The 20589-nt window shown below is 64.9% G+C and carries 16 protein-coding genes; 6 read left to right on the forward strand and 10 right to left on the reverse strand.

Annotated features, from left to right (window positions below; all coding sequences use genetic code 11):
* Nucleotides 1-90: 90 nt before the first annotated feature.
* Together ftsZ and lpxC are read left to right on the forward strand one after the other, a co-directional pair.
* Nucleotides 91-1275 carry a cell division protein FtsZ gene (gene ftsZ, locus H8F01_RS13160; RefSeq protein ID WP_187055558.1) on the forward strand — a complete coding sequence of 395 codons (1185 nt, stop codon included), beginning with the start codon at nt 91-93 and terminating at the stop codon, nt 1273-1275.
* A gap of 460 nt (nt 1276-1735) precedes the next feature.
* Nucleotides 1736-2650, forward strand: coding sequence for a UDP-3-O-acyl-N-acetylglucosamine deacetylase (gene lpxC, locus H8F01_RS13165; RefSeq protein ID WP_102302917.1), 915 nt, complete (start codon nt 1736-1738; stop codon nt 2648-2650).
* A gap of 232 nt (nt 2651-2882) precedes the next feature.
* Here lpxC and H8F01_RS13170 read toward each other — a convergent pair whose 3' ends face one another.
* Nucleotides 2883-3365: a DciA family protein gene (locus H8F01_RS13170; protein WP_187059284.1), complete on the reverse strand. Its 483-nt coding sequence runs from the start codon at nt 3363-3365 to the stop codon at nt 2883-2885.
* 31 nt (nt 3366-3396) lie between these two features.
* Between H8F01_RS13170 and H8F01_RS13175 the strand changes: the two genes are divergently transcribed.
* Together H8F01_RS13175 and secA are read left to right on the forward strand one after the other, a co-directional pair.
* The gene (locus tag H8F01_RS13175; RefSeq protein ID WP_187055559.1) at nt 3397-4326 is read left to right on the forward strand and encodes a M23 family metallopeptidase; all 930 of its coding nucleotides are present in this window, start codon (nt 3397-3399) and stop codon (nt 4324-4326) included.
* 245 nt (nt 4327-4571) lie between these two features.
* The gene (gene secA / locus H8F01_RS13180; protein ID WP_187055560.1) at nt 4572-7307 is read left to right on the forward strand and encodes a preprotein translocase subunit SecA; all 2736 of its coding nucleotides are present in this window, start codon (nt 4572-4574) and stop codon (nt 7305-7307) included.
* A 1456-nt stretch (nt 7308-8763) separates the two neighbouring features.
* On the opposite strand, the gene H8F01_RS13185 is transcribed toward secA, so the two are convergent.
* From H8F01_RS13185 to H8F01_RS13225, 9 genes are all read right to left on the reverse strand, one after another.
* Nucleotides 8764-9612 carry a symmetrical bis(5'-nucleosyl)-tetraphosphatase gene (locus H8F01_RS13185; protein WP_187055561.1) on the reverse strand — a complete coding sequence of 283 codons (849 nt, stop codon included), beginning with the start codon at nt 9610-9612 and terminating at the stop codon, nt 8764-8766.
* Complete coding sequence (gene apaG, locus H8F01_RS13190; protein ID WP_187059285.1) at nt 9612-9995, reverse strand: Co2+/Mg2+ efflux protein ApaG; 384 nt, start codon at nt 9993-9995, stop codon at nt 9612-9614. The genes H8F01_RS13185 and apaG overlap by 1 nt, the downstream gene beginning before the upstream one ends.
* 90 nt (nt 9996-10085) lie before the next feature.
* Nucleotides 10086-10871: a 16S rRNA (adenine(1518)-N(6)/adenine(1519)-N(6))-dimethyltransferase RsmA gene (rsmA, locus tag H8F01_RS13195; protein WP_187055562.1), complete on the reverse strand. Its 786-nt coding sequence runs from the start codon at nt 10869-10871 to the stop codon at nt 10086-10088.
* Nucleotides 10868-11872 (reverse strand): 4-hydroxythreonine-4-phosphate dehydrogenase PdxA, encoded by a 1005-nt coding sequence (gene pdxA, locus H8F01_RS13200; protein WP_187055563.1) that lies wholly within the window; start codon nt 11870-11872, stop codon nt 10868-10870. The genes rsmA and pdxA overlap by 4 nt, the downstream gene beginning before the upstream one ends.
* Before the next feature lie 13 nt (nt 11873-11885).
* Nucleotides 11886-13232 carry a peptidylprolyl isomerase gene (locus tag H8F01_RS13205; protein WP_187055564.1) on the reverse strand — a complete coding sequence of 449 codons (1347 nt, stop codon included), beginning with the start codon at nt 13230-13232 and terminating at the stop codon, nt 11886-11888.
* Nucleotides 13233-13270: 38 nt separating this feature from the next.
* On the reverse strand, nt 13271-15760 hold the full coding sequence (locus H8F01_RS13210) for an LPS-assembly protein LptD (RefSeq protein ID WP_187055565.1): 2490 nt from the start codon (nt 15758-15760) through the stop codon (nt 13271-13273).
* A gap of 117 nt (nt 15761-15877) precedes the next feature.
* Entirely contained in the window at nt 15878-16801 is a 924-nt protein-coding gene (locus H8F01_RS13215) for a histone deacetylase family protein (RefSeq protein ID WP_187055566.1), read from the reverse strand.
* A 6-nt stretch (nt 16802-16807) separates the two neighbouring features.
* The gene (locus H8F01_RS13220; protein ID WP_187055567.1) at nt 16808-17374 is read right to left on the reverse strand and encodes a cob(I)yrinic acid a,c-diamide adenosyltransferase; all 567 of its coding nucleotides are present in this window, start codon (nt 17372-17374) and stop codon (nt 16808-16810) included.
* Between the two features lie 5 nt (nt 17375-17379).
* Nucleotides 17380-17985, reverse strand: a complete 606-nt coding sequence (locus tag H8F01_RS13225) for a hypothetical protein (RefSeq protein WP_187055568.1) — start codon at nt 17983-17985, stop codon at nt 17380-17382.
* A gap of 124 nt (nt 17986-18109) precedes the next feature.
* Here H8F01_RS13225 and ubiH point away from each other — a divergent pair, with 124 nt between their 5' ends.
* Both ubiH and H8F01_RS13235 read left to right on the forward strand, forming a co-directional pair.
* A complete protein-coding gene (gene ubiH / locus H8F01_RS13230; protein ID WP_187055569.1) occupies nt 18110-19339 on the forward strand; it encodes a 2-octaprenyl-6-methoxyphenyl hydroxylase in 1230 nt (409 codons plus the stop codon).
* On the forward strand, nt 19336-20559 hold the full coding sequence (locus tag H8F01_RS13235) for a UbiH/UbiF/VisC/COQ6 family ubiquinone biosynthesis hydroxylase (protein ID WP_187055570.1): 1224 nt from the start codon (nt 19336-19338) through the stop codon (nt 20557-20559). The genes ubiH and H8F01_RS13235 overlap by 4 nt, the downstream gene beginning before the upstream one ends.
* Nucleotides 20560-20589: the final 30 nt, after the last annotated feature.

Raw genomic sequence — 20589 nt, forward strand, 5'->3', positions numbered from 1 at the left:
GACGAATGGAACTTCGTCCACCACCAAGGGGCGACTGGAACGTCGGCACCTGCGGTTACAACGACAACGATGCTCTACGGAGGACGGGAAATGTTTGAACTGATCGAAAAACTCGCACCAAATGCAGTCATCAAGGTCATCGGCGTGGGCGGCGGCGGCGGTAATGCCGTGGCACACATGCTCAATGCAAACATCGAAGGCGTCGATTTCGTCGTCGCCAACACCGACTCGCAGGCCATGAAGACCTGTGGTTCGCGTACGCACCTGCAGCTGGGTGCCAACGTGACCAAGGGCCTGGGTGCCGGCGCCAACCCTGAAGTGGGCCGTCAGGCCGCACTGGAAGACCGCGAGCGCATCGAAGAGATGCTCGAAGGCGCGGACATGGTGTTCATCACCGCCGGCATGGGTGGCGGTACCGGCACGGGCGCCGCCCCGGTGGTGGCCCAGCTCGCCAAGGAGAAGGGCATCCTCACGGTGGCCGTGGTCACCAAGCCGTTCCCGTTTGAAGGCCGTCGCCGCATGCAGGTGGCGATGAAGGGTATCGAAGACCTCTCGCAGCACGTCGATTCGCTGATCACCGTGCCCAACGAGAAGTTGCTGTCGGTGCTCGGTCGCGAAGTGACGCTTCTCAATGCGTTCAAGGCTGCCAACGACGTGCTGCTCGGCGCCGTGCAGGGTATTGCCGATCTGATCACCGCCCCGGGCCTGATCAACGTCGACTTTGCCGACGTGCGTACCGTGATGTCCGAAATGGGCATGGCGATGATGGGTTCGGGTACCGCCCGTGGCGATGATCGCGCCCAGGCTGCCGCCGAAGCCGCCATCAACAACCCGCTGCTGGAAGACGTCAACCTCAACGGTGCCTGCGGCATCCTGGTGAACGTCACCGCCGGTCCGAACCTGACCATGCGCGAATTCGACGAGATCGGTCGCGTGATCCATGACTTCGCCAGCGAAGATGCCACCGTGGTCATGGGTACCTCGCTCGACCCGGAAATGCAGGACGACGTGCGCGTCACCGTGGTGGCCACCGGTCTCAACCGTGCCGTTGCCCGCCAGCAGCAGGCTCGCCCGGTCGTGACCCAGCAGGTGGAAATGCGCCAGCGTCCCCGTCCGGTGGTGCTGCGTACCGGTACCGGCAACGAAGTGGTCGATTACGCCCAGCCCGAAGCCACCACGACCAGCCGCGTCGAGGCCAGCAGCCAGGCCAAGAGCGCCGATCCGAGCTTCGATTACCTGGACATCCCGGCCTTCCTGCGCCGTCAGGCCGACTGACAAGACCGATTGGGCAAATAATTTGAAGAAAAATTGAACAAATGCCCGGTTTCACTTGTCAGTAACGAATCGTGCATGGGATCCGCCCCGGCGGAACCCTTGCGCTAGCCCGTTTTACCGCCTTTCGGGGCGGTGGGCGGCTTGACTGACGCTGTGCCGGCGCTTGTTCTTGAGATGTAGGGCCATGCTTCACGGATGAGCATGACTGGCCAGGAAGTGAATCCAGGCCGGTCGAACGCCCCGAGACCGGATCCCGTCCCGGTCCGGGGCGTTGCGCTTCAGTCAAGTTATTGAAAATGCTGGGAAACTGCTGATCGCCCCACGAATGGATACCGTTCGTGAATGAAAGGAGCATGAAAGGGTGAACAGTGTGTGTGGCGCGGATCGCCTTTTCACAGGTTAAGACTGTGTTAGCATCCGTTCCCTAATTTGGCTGCTGCCCCTTACAGGTACCAAAAAAATGATCAAGCAGCGTACGCTCAAGAACATCATTCGCGCCACAGGCGTCGGTCTGCATACCGGCGACAAGGTGTACATGACGCTTCGCCCCGCTGCCCCGAATACGGGCATCGTGTTTCGTCGTACCGATCTGAATCCGCCGGTCGAAATCCATGCGCGCCCCGATAACGTCGGTGACACGCGCCTGTCGACCACCCTTGTCAATGGCGACGTGCGCGTTTCGACGGTGGAGCATTTGCTCTCCGCGATGGCCGGCCTCGGCATCGACAATGCCTATGTCGACCTGTCCGCGCCGGAAGTGCCGATCATGGACGGCAGCGCCGGTCCCTTCGTGTTCCTGCTGCAGTCCGCGGGCATCGAAGAGCAGAACGTCGCCAAGCGCTTCATCCGCATCAAGAAGCCGATCAAGGTGCAGGATGGCGACAAGTGGGCCAGCTTCGAGCCGTTCGAGGGCTTCAAGGTGGGCTTCTCGATCGAGTTCAACCACCCGATCATCAGCAAGCGCACGTCGCGCGCCGAGATCGACTTCTCCACGACCTCGTTCGTGAAGGAAGTGAGCCGCGCCCGTACCTTCGGTTTCATGCGTGACATCGAAATGCTGCGCGAACACAACCTGGCGCTGGGCGGTTCGATGGACAACGCCGTGGTGCTCGACGACTACCGCGTGCTCAACGAAGACGGCCTCCGCTACGAGGACGAGTTCGTGAAGCACAAGATCCTCGACGCCATCGGTGACCTCTACCTGCTGGGCCACAGCCTGGTCGGTGCGTACTACGCCCACAAGTCGGGCCATGAGCTCAACAACAAGCTCCTGCGCACCCTGATGGCCGACGCCTCGGCCTGGGAAGAAGTCAGCTTTGCGGACGATCCGGCGACCTCGCCGATCTCCTACGCCCACCCGGCGCAGGCGATCTGATCGCCCTGGCGATCGGCTAAGTCCTTCACAAAACTGAATAAACGGAACGGCCGCGTCCAAAAGACGCGGCCGTTTGTTTTGTGATATACCTCGCGCTCTCTTCTGGCAGCTGTTCACGTACTGATGACATCAGGGTCTATCAGGTCCGTGGGGGCGTGGTATAAACCCATGCACGCCGATCGAAAGGTCGGTGTCAGGGATGTATCGCCATGGAGGCAGTCGGAACCCAGGGTCAACGGGTTTCGTCGGATCCGGAATCAGAAACTTCGGCGATGGACGCCAGCTCGAGGAACAGTTCCCGCAATTCGGGGTCTGTGGTTGAGGCTGCGGCGACTCTCAGGTGAGAGGCTGCGGCTGGCGAAAGCGGTTTTGACCGATCCGGCACGATTTCTGTCGGTGGTTGGGGGGCCACTTTCACGGTGACTGAACTGGCGTACGTGCCTACGGCGCGTGCGGTCGAGAGGATTTGCGCCTGGAGAAGGCGCAGCCTGGCGGCCAGAGCCGACGAGGGAGCCAAAAAAACGAGGCGGCCGTCTTGCAGGTTGGCGAAACGAACCTGCTCGCGGAGTGGTGACGGTAACGTCTGGCGCAGTGCGCGATCCAATGCATCCAGCTGGCGGGCCTTGCGGGCCAGCGCGGCAATGGGGCCATACGCGGTGATGGGCTTGAGTCCAGAACCGGTGCGGCGAGAGGGTTTTGGATCATCGCGCTGCATGGATGCCGACATCTTCTGACGTAAGAACAACATGCAAATCATACTTGTGTCCCGCACCAAAAAGGTGCCGAAAACCTGGAATCTCGCGGACCGGCGATTGCGCTGGCGCCTTATGGGTGCTGCAGCAGCGGCGATCCTGGGATGCGCGGGCCTGGGCGGCGCGGTGGCCATGGTCGTGGCCAACCCGCACGACCGGGCGCTGGCCGAGATCCGCCGCCTGCGCCAGCAGGTGCAGCAGCAGAACGAACAGCTGGTCGGCGTGCGCAAGGATGCCCAGCGCGACGTGGATGCGCTGGCCGTGAAGCTGGGTCAGCTGCAGGCGCAGTCCACCCGTCTCAACGCGCTCGGTGACCGCCTGACCCGGGTCGGCAAGCTCGACGATGGCGAGTTCAACTTTGATGAACAGCCGGCCGTCGGCGGCGTGGAAGATGCCACCGACAGCGGCTATTCGCTGCCGCAGAACCTGGATACCAGCATCAACCAGCTGGCCGATCAGTTCGACAGCCAGCAGGCCCAGCTCCAGGCGCTGCAGAGTCTGCTGCTGGACGCCAAGATCGAATCCAATCTCAAGCCCACCGGGATGCCGGTTGACGGCTATATCTCCTCCTATTTCGGTGGCCGCCCGGACCCGTTCAGTGGTCACAGCGCCTACCACACCGGTCTGGACATCTCGACGCCCAAGGGCACGCCGGTCCACGCCGTGGCCGAAGGCATGGTCACCTATGCGGGCGATCGCACCGGCTACGGTGAGGTCATCGAGATCGACCATGGCAACGGCTACATGACCCGCTACGCCCACAACAGCAAGCTGGAGGTCCGTCCGGGCCAGCGCGTGCACGTGGGCGACGTGGTCTCCGAGGCCGGCTCCACGGGGCGCTCCACCGGCTCGCACGTCCATTTCGAGGTCTGGTACAAGGGCCGCGTGGTCAATCCGCTGGCTTTTGTGAAAAACCACCGCTGAGCGGGGCTTCGGGGCGGCTGGCGGCGCCCTTGAAAGCGTTTGGATACGCCGCCACTCCATGATCGGGACGATGATCGGGGGAGTCCGGGGTATGCGCCCCGGCACGGCGCGGAAGTCGCGGCGGCAGTCGAAGACTGCGACGGCGCGGCGTTTGGGATAGCCCGCCGACCCTAGTATCATCAATCCTTTCGTCCTGCCCGGGTCCGCCGGGGCAGGCGGTTCACGAATCCTGATCCGGAAGATCGATGCTCAACCGTGCCCTGACGAGCCTTTTCGGTAGCCGCAATGAACGCGTGCTGCGCCAGCTCTCCAAGAATGTCGCGCGCATCAACGCGCTTGAACCCGAATTCGAGAAGCTGAGCGACGACGCGCTGCGCGCCAAGACCGACGAGTTCAAGCAGCGTGTCGCTGCTGGCGAATCGCTGGACAAGATCCTGCCGGAAGCCTTTGCCGTGGTGCGCGAAGGCGCCAAGCGCGTGCTGGGCATGCGCCATTACGACGTGCAGATGATCGGCGGCATGGTGCTGCATTCCGGCCGCATCGCCGAAATGCGCACGGGCGAAGGCAAGACCCTGGTCGGTACGCTGCCGGTGTACCTCAATGCCCTGGAAGACAAGGGCGTGCACGTGGTCACCGTGAACGACTACCTGGCTCGCCGCGACTCGGCGCAGATGGGCAAGCTGTACAGCTTCCTCGGACTGACCACGGGCGTGGTGTGGCCGGGCATGGACCATGCCGACAAGCATGCCGCCTATGCCGCCGACATTACCTACGGCACCAACAACGAATTCGGTTTCGACTACCTGCGCGACAACATGGCGCTCAGCAAGGACCAGCGCTACCAGCGCGGCCTGCACTACGCCATCGTCGACGAAGTCGACTCCATCCTGATCGACGAAGCGCGCACGCCGCTGATCATTTCCGGCCCGGCGGAAGATTCCCCGCAGCTGTACATCGCGGTGAACAAGATCGTCCCGAAGATGATCCGCCAGGAGAAGGAAGACGGCAGCGGCGACTACTGGGTCGACGAGAAGCAGAAGCAGGTGCACCTGTCCGAAGAGGGCATGTCGCACGCTGACGAACTGCTGCGCCAGGCAGGTGTCATCGACGCAGACAGTGGCCTGTACGACTCCAAGAACCTGGCCGTGGTGCATCACCTCAATGCCGCGCTGCGCGCCAACGCCATCTACCATCGCGACGTCGACTACATCGTGCGCGACGGCGAAGTGGTGATCGTGGACGAATTCACCGGCCGTACGCTGCCGGGTCGTCGCTGGTCCGATGGCCTGCACCAGGCGGTGGAAGCGAAGGAAGGCGTGCCGATCCAGCGCGAGAACCAGACGCTGGCCACCGTTACCTTCCAGAACCTCTTCCGCATGTACAAGAAGCTGGCCGGCATGACCGGTACGGCTGATACGGAAGCCTACGAATTCCAGCAGATCTATGGCCTGGAAGTGGTGGTGATCCCCACCCACAAGCCGATGGTCCGCCAGGACAACCCCGACATGGTTTTCCTTGGCCAGCAAGCCAAGTACCGCGCTGTGATCGACGACATCAAGGACTGCAACAAGCGCGGCCAGCCGGTGCTGGTGGGCACCACGTCCATCGAAGTGTCCGAGCTGCTGTCGGACCTGCTGCGCAAGGACAAGATTCCGCACGAAGTGCTGAACGCCAAGCAGCACGAGCGCGAAGCGCAGATCGTGGCGCAGGCCGGTGCGCCGGGCTCGGTGACCATCGCCACCAACATGGCTGGTCGCGGTACCGACATCGTGCTGGGCGGCAGCCTGGAAGCGGCACTCGCCGCGTTGCCGGAAACGGCCACCGACGCTGATCGCGCCAAGGCCAAGGCCGAGTGGAAGAAGCTGCACGAAACCGTGCTGGCATCGGGTGGCCTGCACATCGTGGGCACCGAGCGCCATGAGTCGCGTCGTATCGACAACCAGCTGCGTGGTCGTTCGGGCCGCCAGGGCGACCCGGGTTCCTCGCGCTTCTACCTGTCGCTGGAAGACAACCTGCTGCGCATCTTCGCGGGCGACTGGGTCGGTCGCTGGATGCGCATGTTCGGCATGAAGGAAGAGGACGCGCTGGAAGACCGCATGGTCAGCCGCCAGATCGAAAAGGCGCAGCGCAAGGTCGAACAGCACAACTTCGACATCCGCAAGCACCTGCTCGAATTCGACGACGTGGCCAACGATCAGCGCAAGGTGATCTACGCCCAGCGCGACGAGCTGCTGGTGGTGGATGACGTATCCGACACCATTGCCGACATCCGCGACGATGTGGTCACCCAGCTGGTGCACCGCTACGTGCCGGCCGACAGCATCGACGAGCAGTGGGATCTTGCTGGACTCGACCGCGAGCTGGAAGGCGAGTTCGGCCTGTCGCTCAGCCTCAAGGCCTGGGTCGAGCAGCAGCACGAGATCGACGACAAGATGGTGCTCGAGCACGTGCGCGAGGCGGTGGATCAACTGTTCAAGACCAAGGAACAGCAGATCGGCACCGAAACCATGCGTCAGCTCGAGAAGCACATCATGCTGAGCGTGGTGGACAACGCGTGGAAGGAACACCTGGCGAGCATGGATTACCTGCGCCAGGGTATCTATCTGCGCGGTTACGCGCAGAAGCAGCCGAAGCAGGAGTTCAAGCGCGAGTCGTTCGAACTGTTCTCCAGCATGCTTGATCGCATCAAGGCCGAAGTGGTGCAGATGCTGGCACGCGTGCGCATTCGCAGCGAGGAAGAAGTCGCCGCGATGGAAGCCGAACAGCAGCGCCTTGCCGAGCGACTGCAGCGCCAGATGCTCGCCAGCGGTGGCGGTGCACCGGTGGCGGCACTGGGCGCCGATGCCGAGGCGGTGGCCGCCGGCAGCATGGCCGCGCCGGTGGGTTCACCGGAGCAGGATGGTCCTCGCGTGGGGCGCAATGATCCTTGTCCGTGTGGTTCGGGCAAGAAGTACAAGCATTGCCACGGTCAGTTGACCTGACGGTTAGGAGAAACCCCGCTTCGGCGGGGTTTTTTTTGGGGCGCATTTTGGTGCGTGGCTGGCGGCGAGCGGATGGCCATGGTTGTGCTCCTTCTTGCCTTCGGGGAGATGGCGAGAGGGGAGAGGGGCAATCTAGCCTCATCGTTTCATCGGCGCCGTCATTCAGGCGCAGGCCGGACAAGCGCGAAGCGCGCCCCACGGGACTAGCTTGGCGTCGCGGAACGCCCGGAGGGCGACCCCGTAGGGGCGAGCGCAGCGAGTCATCCAGTGCCTTGGTGGTCGGTTATCGCCCCACCGCTTCATTCTTTTGATCGTCATTCCTGCGAAGGCAGGAGGCGCCTTTCAACCGCCGAAGGGCGGGTCATCCAGTGACTTTGCTCTGGCCTTCGGTGTGTGGCGATTCCGCCAGGTTGCCGCTTACGCCGCGGAGGCGTTTCGACCTCCTGCCGGAGGCCGAGTCACTTTTCTTTGCTGGCCCAAAGAAAAGTAACCCAAAGAAATGGCCTTAAAGGCTGGCAGCATGCCGATGGGATAAGCCCGAACGGCTGAGGAACGTTGCTGCGTGGCAACCTCCGCCTCTACACAACGGGTACAACAAAGCGCCTCGCAACGCGCCAATGCGCTGAGGACTTAGCGCGGAGCGTCGTGCCGCCGCGCGGCACATCCTTCTGTGCCACTAGGGTGTTCACATTGAACATCCCCTGTCGCTCGTCCTCTCCCGTTCGGGAGAGGACTGGGGTGAGCACTGAGGTCAGAGAGAAACAGACTTCACACGGTGCGAGACACCCCTGTAGGAGCGCACCTTGTGCGCGACCGCAGCGCCATGTCGATACCGCTCCGTCAGGTGGTCGCGCACAGGGTGCGCTCCTACAGAAAAGCCCGTGCCGGATACGGCGTCGCGGCGAGCGACTCCACGTGCAGTGCAGTGGCACGAGTCGCGAACAGGGTTCGCTCCCACCGACAAGGCCAGCCTCCACGCAATACGCCACCGCGTCATGCGGCGCGATGTGCAGCGCAGCTGCACGAGCCTTCGGCTCTGGCTCTGGCTTTTGACCTACCCGACCCCTTGAGCGGCGGTGAGGGGCGGACGACAGGCCCGCAGGGGGATCGGCAGGGATGCCGATCCCTTTTCGACAGGACAGGGATGTCCTGTCGAAAAGCCCGGCCGACCCTCACGGACTGGCCGGCTCTATCGGCCAGCGCCGAGATGGGGGTGCCTTTCTCTTTGGTTACTTTCTCTTGGGCAAGCAAGAGAAAGTGACCCGGCCTCCGGCAGGAGGTCGGAACGCCCGCTGCGTAAGCGGCTAGGTCGCGGGAACGCCTGATGCGAGGACCCAACGCAAAGTCACTGGACCCCTGCCTACGCAGGGGTGACGCCGAAAGAATGAACCAGTACGGCAAGGTTCGCCCTTCTCCTCCAAAAGGAGCGGGAGACGAAGCCATCGCTGGAAGGGGCTCAGTCCCCTCCCGGTACCTTCTTCCGGTACGGCTCCGCATCCACCGTCACATACTGGGGCTCTTCCGTATCCAGTCGCAGCGCCGTGAGCTGCCCGCCCCACACGCAACCCGTATCGATCGCATGAACGCCGATACCCGCGAAACGCCCCAGCGCGGACCAATGACCGCACACGATGCGCGCGCCGCGTTGGCGCATGCCCGGCACTTCGAACCACGGGTACATGCCGGGCTTCTGCGTGCCGGGGACACCCTTGCTCTCGAAGTCGATGCGCCCCTGCACGTCGCAGTAGCGCATGCGCGTGAGCGTGTTGATCGAGGCGCGCAGGCGTTCGACGCCTTGCAGGCGGCTGCTCCATGCCGCGGGACGGTTGCCAAACAGGTTCTTCAGCAGGCGTGGATGGCGCGGGCTGCTGAGTTCGCGTTCGATTTCCTGCGCGGAGCGTTGCGCCTGGCGCAGCGTCCACATGGGGGCCAGGCCAGCGTGCACCATGGTCCAGTTGAGCTGTTCGTCGTGGTGCAGCAGTTTCTGCGAGCGCAGCCACTCCATCAGCACCGGTGCATCGTCGGCGAACAACACTTCACGCAGCTCGGGGTTCACCTTGGACTGGGCTTCGGGGCGTCGCTGCGCGATGGCCAGCAGGCTCAGGTCGTGGTTGCCGAGTGTGACGATGGATTGCTCGCGCAGGCTGTGGATCAGGCGCAGCGTCTGCAGGGACTGTCCACCACGATTGACCAGGTCGCCGCAGAACCACAGGCGATCGGCCGCGGGGTCGAAGCGGATCTTGTCGAGGAGGCGTTGGAGTTCGGGAAGGCAGCCCTGCACATCACCGATTGCGTACGTAGCCATCAGTGCAGGGTGCGCGGAATCGAAAGCGTGAACGGCGGGATCAGCGCCTCGAAATGGGTGCCGTCGTCAGCCACCATCTGATAGCTGCCCTGCATGACGCCCACCGATGTCTCCAGCACGGCGCCGGAGGTGTACTCGTATTCGTCGCCGGGACGGATCCACGGCTGCTCGCCGACGACGCCGTCGCCGTTGACCTCTTCGACCTTGCCATTGGAGTCGGTGATGATCCAGTGGCGGGTCAGCAGGCGCGCGGCGACATCGCCTGCGTTGTGCAGTGTGATCGTGTAGGCGAAAACGTAGCGGTTGTCGCCGGGACGGGATTGGTCGGGGACAAAGCGAGGTTCGACCTGCACGTCGATCGTGTAGGAAGATCGTTCATTCATGCCCTGATTGTAAGGGTTGTCGCGCCGCATGGGTGAAGCTTGCGGGCGACTCGCTGAATCGGGGAAGTCCACCGAACGGACCCGCCCGACTCAGGCGGCCGGAACGCGTGCGAGGCGGACGTAGTCCTGGGGGGAAAGCGTCTCGGCACGGGCCTTGGGGTCCACGTCCGCGCTCATGATGGCCTCGCTGTCCATGACATTCTTGAGCGCGTTGCCCAGCGTCTTGCGGCGCTGTGCGAAAGCCGCTTTCACGATGGCGTGGATGCGCTCCGGGTCGGCATCGGGCAGTTGGTCGGCGGCGAGCGGCACCAGTCGCACCACGGCCGAGTCCACCTTCGGCGGCGGCCGGAAGGCCCCCGGCGGCACGACAAAAAGCGGCTCGACGCGGCAGGCCAGCTGCAGCATCACCGACAGGCGTCCATAGACCTTGCTGCCGGGCTCGGCGGCCATGCGGTCCACCACTTCCTTCTGCAGCATGAAGCACATGTCCTGGATGGCCTGCGCGTGCTCCACGCAATGGAACAGGATGGGGCTGGAGATGTAATACGGCAGGTTACCGGCGATGCGCAGGCGTTCCACACCATGGCGATGGGCGAGCGCGGTGAAATCCACTTTCAGCACGTCGGAGTGGATGATGCTCAGCTCGCCCACGCTGGCGGCGCGCGCTTGCAGACCGGGAATCAGGTCGGTGTCGAGCTCGATGGCGGTGAGCTTGCCGGCGGCGGCCAGCAGCGGCAGCGTCAGCGCGCCTTCGCCGGGGCCGATCTCCACGACGAAATCGTCCGCGCGCGGCGAGATCGCACTGACGATGCGCTCGATATAGCGCTTCTCGTGCAGGAAGTGCTGGCCGAAGCTTTTCTTGGGGCGGGCGTTCATGGGTGTCCTTGCGAATGCGTGCGGCGTCGCGCCACGAGCTCGAGCGCCATGTTCGCGGCGGCGATCAGGCTGGCGGGGTCACCGCGACCCGTACCGGCAAGGTCAAGCGCGGTGCCGTGGTCGACGGAAGTGCGGATGAAAGGCAGGCCCAGCGTGAGATTCACCGTGCGGTCGAACGCTTCGCTCTTGAGCACCGGCAGCGCCTGGTCGTGATACATGGCCAGCACCGCGTCGTAGCGGTCGCGCTGCGATGGCACAAACGCGGTGTCGGCGGGCAGCGGGCCCAGCAGATGCATGCCTTCGGCGCGCAGCGTTTCCAGCGTGGGAATGATGGTGTCCAGTTCCTCGCGCCCGAGGTGGCCGCCTTCGCCTGCGTGCGGGTTGAGACCAAGCACAGCGACGCGCGGTTCGGGCAAGCCAAACTTCGCCTTCAGTTCGCGATGGACGATGCGCAGCACGCGCGTGAGTGTGTCGGCGGTAATCGCGGCAGGCACGGCGGCGAGAGGCAGGTGCGTGGTGGCCAGCGTCACACGCAGTTCGGGGCTCGCCAGCATCATCACCACGTCGGCACGGGCGCGTTCGGCGAAGAATTCGGTGTGGCCGCTGAAGCGGATGCCGGCTTCATTGATCGACGACTTCTGCAGCGGCGCCGTGACGATGGCGGCATAGCGGCCTTGCATGCAGCCGTCCGCTGCCTCGGCGAGGGTGGCGAGCACATGCTGGGCATTGGCCGGGTCGGGCGTGCCGGGTTGTTCGGGCGCACCGAGCGGAACGTGATGCACGCGCAGCTGGCCTGGCGGACGCTGGCTGATGTCGCCGCCGTCATCGTCGACGAGTTCGACGGTTAGCCCACAGCGTTCCGCGGCGCGCCGGAGCAGGTTGCGATCGGTGACTGCAACGAAATTGGCCGCCAGCGGAGTGGCGGCCAATCGGATTAGCAGCTCGGGACCGATCCCCGCCGGCTCACCTGCGGTGATGGCCAGACGGGGCAGGGTCTGCATGTTCAAAGCGGCCTCAGGACGACTTGTTGCCCTGCTGCTCGTTCGGATCGCGCAGCTCGGGAACCAGGATGTTCACGTAGGCACTGGAGCGCATTTCGCGCAGGTAGTCCTCGTACGCCTGCTCCGCCTTGCGGTTGCCGATGGCTTGGCGCGCCTGGTTGCGCGACAGCTCGTCCGTGCGGTCGCTCTGGCGGGTGCCGAGGCGCTGGATGATGTGCCAGCCCGCTTCGCTCTGGAACGGCTGGGAAACCTGGTCGTCCTTCAACTCACCCAGCTGCTGGGCAACGGTCGTGCCCCAGTCGTTCTGCATGAACCAGCCCATGTCGCCGCCGTTGTTGGCGGTGGTGTCGTCCTTGGAGTTTTCTTTCGCCAGCTTGCCGAAGTCTTCGTGCTTGGTGACGATGCGGTTGTACAGGTCCACTGCCTTCTGATGGGCCTGTTCCGGGGTCATCAGCTCGCTCGGACGGATCAGGATCTGGCGGGCGTGGAATTCCTGCACCACCTGGCGGCTGGGCTGGCGCTGTTCGATCAGCTTCAGGATATGGAAGCCGGTCGGGCCGCGCATGGCCGGCGAGACGTCGCCGGGCTTCATGGTGCCCACCGCGTCGGCAAAGGCCGGCGGAATTTCGTCCATGCGGCGCCAGCCGAGGTCGCCGCCTTCCAGCGCGTCCTGGGCATCCGAGTAACGGATGGCGGCGGCGTGGAAGTCCATGCCACCCTTGATGGCGTCCATGGCCTGGGTGGCCTTGTCCTGGGCGGTCTTGATGTCGGCGGCGGTGGCGCCGGCCGGCAGGCTGACCTGGATGTGGGCCAGGTGGATTTCGCCCGCCTTGTAAGAGGGGCTGGCCAGCATGTTGTTGATTTCGCTGTCGGTGATGGTCACCTGGTCGCGAACCACGCTGTCATGCAGGCGCTGGGCCACGAGCTGGTCGGACAACTGGCGACGGAACGCGGCGAAGCTGTTGCCGTCATGTTCCACGGCGGCGCGCAATTGTTCGGCCGTCATGTGGTTCTGCTGGGCCACGGCATTCACGGCCTGGTCCACGTCGGCATCGGACACGCGGATGCCCTGGTCGTCGGCGCGCTGCACCTGCAGCTTCATCAGGATCAGGCGATCCAGCACCTGGCGCTGCAGCACGTCCATCGGGGGCAGCTGACCGGGATTGCTGGCGTACTGCTGCTGGACCGAACGCACGGCCTCGTTGAGCTCGCTCTGCAGGATCACCCCTTCGTCCACCACCGCCACGATACGGTCAAGCGGCTGCTTGCCCTGCGCTGCCTGGGGCAGCAGCTGGGCATGGGCGGGCAGGGCGGTCGCGGTAGCGATCGCGAGCAGGAACAACGCGAGAGGTTGCTTCATCAGTCCGGGGCCTTCAATCGCCGTGGGCGACAGGGAAGTTATTGATAACCAAGAATACCATTGCGCAGGGCGTTTTCCGACTGACCGGTGAAGTTGCCCATGCCCTTGAACTCCACTTCCAGCATCACCGCGGTGTTCGCGGAACCCAGCTGGGTGGTGTAGTCGTAGGTATTCACGTAGTGGCGTCCCACCAGCCGCAGCGCCACGCAGCAGCTGTCGTACTCCACGCCGGCAAGGGCCTCCACGGTCTTCTTGTCGAGCACCGAGTAGGTCCAGTGGCCGATGAGGCGCCAGCGGTCGGAGACGGGGTAGACCACGGAAGCGTCATATTGTTCCAGCCACGGCAATTCGGTGCCCGGCTGGCGGCGGTAGCGGTACGAGAAATTCAGGATGCCATCGGTCTTGATGCGCATCTGCAGGCCGATGGCTCCGAGGTCGGTGAGACTGGTGTTCGGATTCCACTGGTACTGCGAGGTCAGCTTCCAGCGGTCATTGAGCTGGGTGGTGAGGTCGATGACATAGTCGGAGCCGGACCAGTTGGTCGGCGGCGTCACCGTGTTCACGCTGTTGGGCAATTGCACCCGCTGCTGGGTGAAGTAGCGGATCTGGCCGAAGTCGACCGACACGCGCTCCACGCCGTTGTCGTCCAGCAGTCGCGAAGTCAGCAGGGCGCTGAGGTTGTTTGCGTTGATCTGGCGATCTGCGCCCGAATAGGTGTTGGGCGTGAACAGCTCCCACGTGTCGAACGACATCAGCGTGGTGTCGAACAGCGGAATGTTGTCCTGATTGCGGTACGGCACGTACAGGTAATACAGGCGCGGTTCCAGCGTCTGCGTATAGCTGGTGCCAAACAGCGACATGCTGCGGTCGAATATCAGGCCGCTGTCCAAGCTCACGACGGGCAGTGAACGCGAGGGCGAGCCGCTGGTATAGGGTGACGTCGTGCCGGTCGGCAGCAATTCGGTGAGGCCGTTGCTGTAACCGTACTGCTGGTAGTTGCCGATCAGGTCGTACGCGGTATACCGATAGGCGATGCGCGGCTTCACGAACCAGGCCGCACCCTGGAAGTTGGCCTGGACATACGGGTAGAGGTCCAGTCGATTGCCTTCGACGAAATCATCCTTGCGGAACGCCACGGCCTCGGTATTGGCGCCGACGTCCAGCCAGCGGTTGATGGGGTAGTCGACATTGAACGTCGCGCGGGGCCAACGCTTGTACTGTACGGTGGCATCGGGAAGCGAGTAGTCGACGTTCTGGTAGTAGTCGGCGCCGAGGCTCGCGTTCCAGTAGGCCGGTCCCCATTTGCCGCCGCCATTGATGTACGTCGACGACGTCAGCTGGCCAATCGATGCGGTATACAGGTCGTTACCGAAGTCGCGCATGTAATTGCGGTCGGACGCGCGGTTGACGCTGACGTTGAGCGACCAGGGACCGTAAAGCTGCGTGTGGTCGTAGTACTTCAGCAGCCAGCGGTCCCTGCCCTCGGTATTGGCCGTGCCATCGGGGTCGCTTTCGCCACCGTCGTGCGGCATGTATTCGAAGTTCACCTGGCCCAGGCTGCCGGGCACCAGGTAGCGGAACTCGGTGGCCAGCATGGCGCCACGATCGGCATAGATGCGCGGATCGAGCGTGGCGTCGTAGTTCGGCGCCAGGTTGAGGTAGTACGGCGCACTGACCGTGAAGCCCGAACGGCTGGAGCTGCCGACGGAGGGCGTAAGGAAGCCCGACTTGCGCTCATCGTTGATCGGGAACGAGAAGCTCGGCAGCCAGAAGAACGGCACGTTGTAGAGATACATGGTGGCGTCTTTCGCCACGCCCTCGCCGGTTTCCTTGTCCATGCGGATGTCCTTCGCATGAATCTCCCACACGTGGTTGCCCACATCGCAGGTGGAATAGGTAGCGCCCAGGTAGCGGCTGCGCTGGTCGTCCAGCATCTGGCCCTGGGTCGCCACGCCGTTGCCGCGGTTGGTGAGCATCTGGTACGCGACGTTGTCCGCGATGGACGTGCTCGCGTCCTGGTTGCCGCGCATGTGGTCCGACGACACCAGCTGCGCCGATTCCTGGTAGCGCACGTTGCCGCGCGCATCGAAGTCGGTGGTGTCCTGGTTGTAGTCGGCGGTGTCGGCCTGGATGCGCTGGTCGGCGCGATCCAGCTTCACGTCACCCTCGAGGTGGTAGATGGTCTGGTTCGAGCCATCCACGCGCTGCGCCGTGACATAGGTGTTCGACGTATCGCGTACCGAACTGTCCTTGCTCATCGTCGGGTCGTAGAACGAGAGCATGGCGTTGGGACGGCACATGCTGTAGTTCAGCGGGCGCGGCGGGCAGCGGAAGGCGCCCAGCGGGCAGTTGGACACGGCCGGCGGCGGATTGTTGCTGGGTGGCGGCGTCGGACTGGGCTGGTCCGGCGTGACGGGCTGATCCGGCGCAGACTGGGCCTCGACCGGGCTGCCGAACAGGGCAAGGGCGGCGGCAACCGCCAGCAGGCGGCGCGGGGGCAGGTGGCGCGGAGGGAGCTTGGGCGTCACGTTGGCAGTCTGTCGGCTGGGAGGCTCGTAAAACTAGCAGAAAGGCCCCATCGGCGGCAGTTGGCCGAGGCCTCTCCGGCCGCCGGGTTCAGTGTGGCTGATCAGAAAATCAGCAGTTCAGCCTTCGAGCAGTTCGCCCACATGGGCAGCCACGCTGGTGGAAAGCGCCAGCAGGTTGTAGCCGCCTTCCAGGGTGGAGACCACGCGCCCCTGGGCATGGGCGTTGGCCACGTCCACCAGTCGCTGGGTGATCCATGCGTAGTCTTCGCTGCCCAGTCGCAGGTCGGCCAGCGGATCGTTGCGGTGGGCGTCGAAGCCGGCGGAGATCAACACCAGCTGCGGCCGGAAGGCATGCAGCCGGGGAATCAGTGCGCCCTCCCACAATTCCCTGAATTCGTAGGAACCATCGCCGGGCGACAGGGGGGCGTTGACGATGTTGCCCACGCCGTGTTCGTCCGCGCTGCCCGTGTCCGGGTACAGCGGCATCTGATGGCTGGAGATGAACAGCACGCGCGGTTCGCGGGCAAAGATGTCCTGCGTGCCGTTGCCGTGGTGCACGTCGAAATCGGCGATGGCCACGCGCTTGAGGCCATGCCCGGCCATGGCATGGGCAGCACCCACGGCCACGTTGTTGAACAGGCAGAAGCCCATCGCGCGGTCGGGGGTGGCGTGGTGCCCTGGCGGGCGCACCGCGCAGAACGCCTTGCCGCCCTGCGCGCCCATGACGGCATCCACCGCGGCAACCACCGCGCCGGCAGCCCGCAGGGCCGCCTCGGCCGAGCCGGGCGACATCAGGGTGTCTTCGTCCAGGCGAACGGTGCCTTCCTGCGGCATGGTGCCCAGGATGCGATCCACGTGTTCCGGCGTGTGCACGCGCAGCAACTGCTCACGCGTGGCACGCGGTGCCTCCACGCGATCGAGCGCGGCGAAGCGGTCATGGTCCAGCGCCTGCAGCGCAGCGCGCAGGCGGGCGGGGGATTCGGGCTGGTCCGGGCCGGGATCGTGCTGCAGGCAACTGGTATGGGTATAGAGCCGCAGCATCGATCGTCAGGCCTGGGGCTTGCGGCGGCGCTCGTGGTTCCAGAGCACTTCGCCGTGGCCGCTGGCGCGGGCCAGTACGCGGCAGAGGACGAACAGCAGGTCCGACAGGCGGTTGAGGTAACGCTGCGCCTGCGGCCGCACGTCCTCGACGCGGCCCAGCCCGATCACTTCGCGCTCGGCACGGCGGCATACGGTGCGGGCCAGGTGGCAGCAGGACGCGGCCATGCCACCGCCGGGAAGGATGAAATCCTTGAGCGGCGGAAGCGGGTCGTTGAACGCATCGAGCACCTTTTCAAGGCGCTCGATGTCCTCGTCATGGACCATCGCCATGCCCGGAATGCACAGCTCGCCACCGAGATCGAACAGGTCGTGCTGCACCTGCGTCAGCGCCTCGCGCACGTCATCGGCGACGCCGTCGGAGGCGAGCACCATGCCGATGGTGCTGTTGAGTTCGTCCACCGTGCCGTAGGCGCCTACACGCAGCGAATCCTTGGCGACGCGCGAGCCGTCGCCCAGTCCCGTGCTGCCGTCGTCGCCGGTGCGGGTGTAGATCTTCGAAAGACGATTGCCCATCGTGATCAGTGCGACAGCTTCGACGAATCGGCATGGCCCAGCAACTGCGACAGCTGCACCACCAGGCCGTGCACCATCAGGCCCAGCGCCACGTACAGCGCGGTGGTCTGCAGGAAGAAGCCGTACCAGTCGAGCATGTTGGAAACCCACGCGCCGATGCTGCGCGGCTGCGGCACCGTGTTGCTCAGCCAGTAGTAGCTGCCGTTGGAGATCACGTAGCAGGCCAGCCAGCTCACCAGCAGGGCGCCGGCGGCAAAGCCGAGGCTGCGTGCATTGAGGCCGGGCTTGCGGGCGGCCAGCCAGCTGCCACCCAGCCACAGGCTGAAATAGGAGGGGATCAGGAACCAGTAGCCCGCCGAGACGCAGTAGTGGTCCCAGAAACTGATGCCCTGGTTGCTGATGACCAGGTAGTCGACCAGCACGGCCTCGGCCATCAGCAGCGGGAAGGCCCAGCGCGCCGAACCGCGCAGCCAGAAACCGGCCAGGAAGAAGATGCCCCACGAGGCGTCCCAGATATCGTGCTGGAACAGCGAAAGATGAATGCGGGTGGCGGCCATCACCACGGCCAGGGCCATGAAAATGCCGAGGCGCTGGGTCTGCGTCTTAGCCATGTGCTGCTCCAGAAAAGGTTGCGTCGAATGCAAGCGCCAAGTCTATCCCAATTGAGCTGCCCCAACGGCGGCCCGGGGACGGTGTGGGGCTCGAACCGCTGCATAGCGCGTATCATCCGGCGTCATGACGAACCCACCCTCCCAGGCCGCCGCCCGGCAGCCGGTACTTATTGTTGGCGGCGGACTGGTCGGCGCCAGTCTGGCCATTGCCCTGGATGCCGCGGGCATCGATGCCGTGATGGTCGAAGCCGCCGCGCCGCGCATCGGCGAGCAGCCCAGCTATGACGAGCGCAACCTGGCGCTGGCCCGCGCCACGGTGAACGGCCTCACGGCCATTGGCGTGTGGAAGCACGCCCATGCGCAGGCCACGCCGATCCGGCATATCCATGTCACGCGCGCCGGTGAATTCGGCAGCGTGCAGATGGATGCCCAACGCCATGGCGTCGACGCCATGGGCTGGACCTTGCCTGCGCGGGAACTGGGTGCGGCCCTGTTGCGCCGGCTGGATGAATGCACCCGGCTGCGCCGCCTGGCACCTGCCCGCGTGGAGTCGCTCGAACCGACAGCCGATGGCTGGCGCGCCCGCGTCCACACCGGCGATGGCGTCGTGGAGATCGACACGCCCCTGCTGGTGGGCGCGGACGGCACGGCGTCCTTCGTGCGCGAGCGCCTGGGCATCGAGGTGGAGCGGCTGGACTATCGCCAGACCTTGTTTGTCTGCACGGTGACGCCGGAGCGTGACCACGCGCAGCGGGCGTACGAGCGCTTCGCCGACAACGGCCCAATCGCCCTGCTGCCGTTGGCGGCCCGTCGCTGCGGGCTGGTGCTCACCGTTCCGCAGCACGAGGCCAAGACGGTAGAGGCCATGGATGACGATGCGTTCATTGCGCTGGCGCAGGAGCGGTTCGGTTGGCGCCTGGGGCGCCTGAGCCGGCCGGGCAAGCGACACCCTTATGCCATCCAGCGCGTGGCGGCGCGTTCGCTGATATCGACTCGCGCCGTGCTGGTCGGCAATGCGGCGCAGACGGTGCATCCCATTGGCGCGCAGGGTTTCAACCTGGGCTTGCGCGATGCGCTGACGCTGGCCGAACTGCTGGCGGACGCGAACGATCCCGGTGCCGAAGAACTGCTGCTGGGTTATGCACAGCGACGCGCACCGGATCGCGAGGGCACCATGGCGATGAGTCACGGCCTGGTCCAGCTGGCCTGCCTGCCGCAACCGCTGCTGGCGCCGCTGCGTTCACTGGCCATGCTGGCGTTCGATCGCCTGCCACCATTGCAGCGCCTGATGGCGCGTCGCGGTATGGGTTTCCGTGGCGAACCGCCCAAGGCCGTGCTGGAGCGACTGCCATGAGCATGATGTCCTCTTCGCGCAGCGAATCGGCGCGCCGCCGTGGTCCGGCCCTCGATGTGGCCGTGGTCGGTGGCGGCATGGTCGGCGCCGCCGGTGCACTGGCGCTGGCGCGTGCCGGCTTTGCCACGGCGCTGGTCGAAGCGCGCGCACCGGCACCCTGGTCGCCGGGCGATGACGTGGACCTGCGCGTCGTGGGCCTGGCTCCTTCATCGGTTGGACTGCTGGATGAGCTGGGCGTGTGGCCGTCCATCCGTGCTTTGCGCGCAAGCCCTTACGCACATATGCATGTGTGGGATGCGGCCACCGGCGCGGCCATCCATTTTGACGCGGCCAGCGAAGGTCGTGACCTGCTCGGCTACATCGTCGAGAACAACCTGGTGCAGTGGCAGCTCTGGCAGGCGCTGGATGCGGCCGGTGTTCGTCGCATCTGCCCCGCGCAGGTCACCGGTTACGAGGTGCTCGATGATCGCGTGCAGCTGGCGTTGAACGGTGCCGATACGGACGCCGTGCCGGCGCGCCTGCTGGTGGCCGCCGACGGCGCCGCATCGCCGCTGCGAGCCATGGCCGGCATCGAAACCAAGGGTCGTGATTACGCCCAGCGCGGCATCGTCGCCCACGTGCAGACCGAGCGTCCGCACGAAGGCACGGCATGGCAGCGCTTCTTGCCTACCGGTCCGCTCGCCTTGCTGCCGCTGGCGGACGGACGCAGCTCCATCGTCTGGTCGCTGCCCGAGGATGAAGCCCAGCGCGTGCTGGCACTGGACGACGAAGCGTTCTTGCAGGAGCTCGGCGTGGCCAGCGATTTCCGCCTGGGTCGCATCGTCGGCGCCACGGCGCGGGCCGCGTTCCCGTTGCGCCTGCAACTGGCGGAAACCTATCAGGCCGATCGCTTCGTGCTGCTGGGCGACGCGGCGCATGCCGTGCATCCGCTGGCGGGGCAGGGCGTAAACCTTGGGTTGCGCGACGTGGCCGAACTACGCGACACCCTGGTCGGTGCGCGCGACGCCGGCAGCGACATCGCTGCAGCCCACGTGTTGCGCCGTTACGCGCGGCGCCGTCGCAGCGCCGACACGCTTGATGCGCTGGGCTTCGATGCGCTGGCGCGCATCTATGCCTGGCAGGCGTCGCCGCTGTTGGCGGCGCGCGGCCTGGGCGTGCGGCTGATCGACAAACTGTCACCCGTCAAACGCAGACTCGCGGAACACGCCGCCGGCCTGTAACCGGTTCTGAAAAGCGCAACAAGGAGAGCA

Source organism: Dyella telluris (assembly GCF_014297575.1).
In the GTDB taxonomy this organism is placed as follows: Bacteria; Pseudomonadota; Gammaproteobacteria; order Xanthomonadales; family Rhodanobacteraceae; genus Dyella; species Dyella telluris.

Bases quoted from the DNA above. Each gene is read 5' to 3' on its own strand.
- ftsZ (WP_187055558.1), top strand. From the start codon at position 91: ATGTTTGAACTGATCGAAAAACTCGCACCAAATGCAGTCATCAAGGTC.
- lpxC (WP_102302917.1), top strand. From the start codon at position 1,736: ATGATCAAGCAGCGTACGCTCAAGAACATCATTCGCGCCACAGGCGTC.
- H8F01_RS13170 (WP_187059284.1), bottom strand. From the start codon at position 3,365: ATGCAGCGCGATGATCCAAAACCCTCTCGCCGCACCGGTTCTGGACTC.
- H8F01_RS13175 (WP_187055559.1), top strand. From the start codon at position 3,397: ATGCAAATCATACTTGTGTCCCGCACCAAAAAGGTGCCGAAAACCTGG.
- secA (WP_187055560.1), top strand. From the start codon at position 4,572: ATGCTCAACCGTGCCCTGACGAGCCTTTTCGGTAGCCGCAATGAACGC.
- H8F01_RS13185 (WP_187055561.1), bottom strand. From the start codon at position 9,612: ATGGCTACGTACGCAATCGGTGATGTGCAGGGCTGCCTTCCCGAACTC.
- apaG (WP_187059285.1), bottom strand. From the start codon at position 9,995: ATGAATGAACGATCTTCCTACACGATCGACGTGCAGGTCGAACCTCGC.
- rsmA (WP_187055562.1), bottom strand. From the start codon at position 10,871: ATGAACGCCCGCCCCAAGAAAAGCTTCGGCCAGCACTTCCTGCACGAG.
- pdxA (WP_187055563.1), bottom strand. From the start codon at position 11,872: ATGCAGACCCTGCCCCGTCTGGCCATCACCGCAGGTGAGCCGGCGGGG.
- H8F01_RS13205 (WP_187055564.1), bottom strand. From the start codon at position 13,232: ATGAAGCAACCTCTCGCGTTGTTCCTGCTCGCGATCGCTACCGCGACC.
- H8F01_RS13215 (WP_187055566.1), bottom strand. From the start codon at position 16,801: ATGCTGCGGCTCTATACCCATACCAGTTGCCTGCAGCACGATCCCGGC.
- H8F01_RS13220 (WP_187055567.1), bottom strand. From the start codon at position 17,374: ATGGGCAATCGTCTTTCGAAGATCTACACCCGCACCGGCGACGACGGC.
- H8F01_RS13225 (WP_187055568.1), bottom strand. From the start codon at position 17,985: ATGGCTAAGACGCAGACCCAGCGCCTCGGCATTTTCATGGCCCTGGCC.
- ubiH (WP_187055569.1), top strand. From the start codon at position 18,110: ATGACGAACCCACCCTCCCAGGCCGCCGCCCGGCAGCCGGTACTTATT.
- H8F01_RS13235 (WP_187055570.1), top strand. From the start codon at position 19,336: ATGAGCATGATGTCCTCTTCGCGCAGCGAATCGGCGCGCCGCCGTGGT.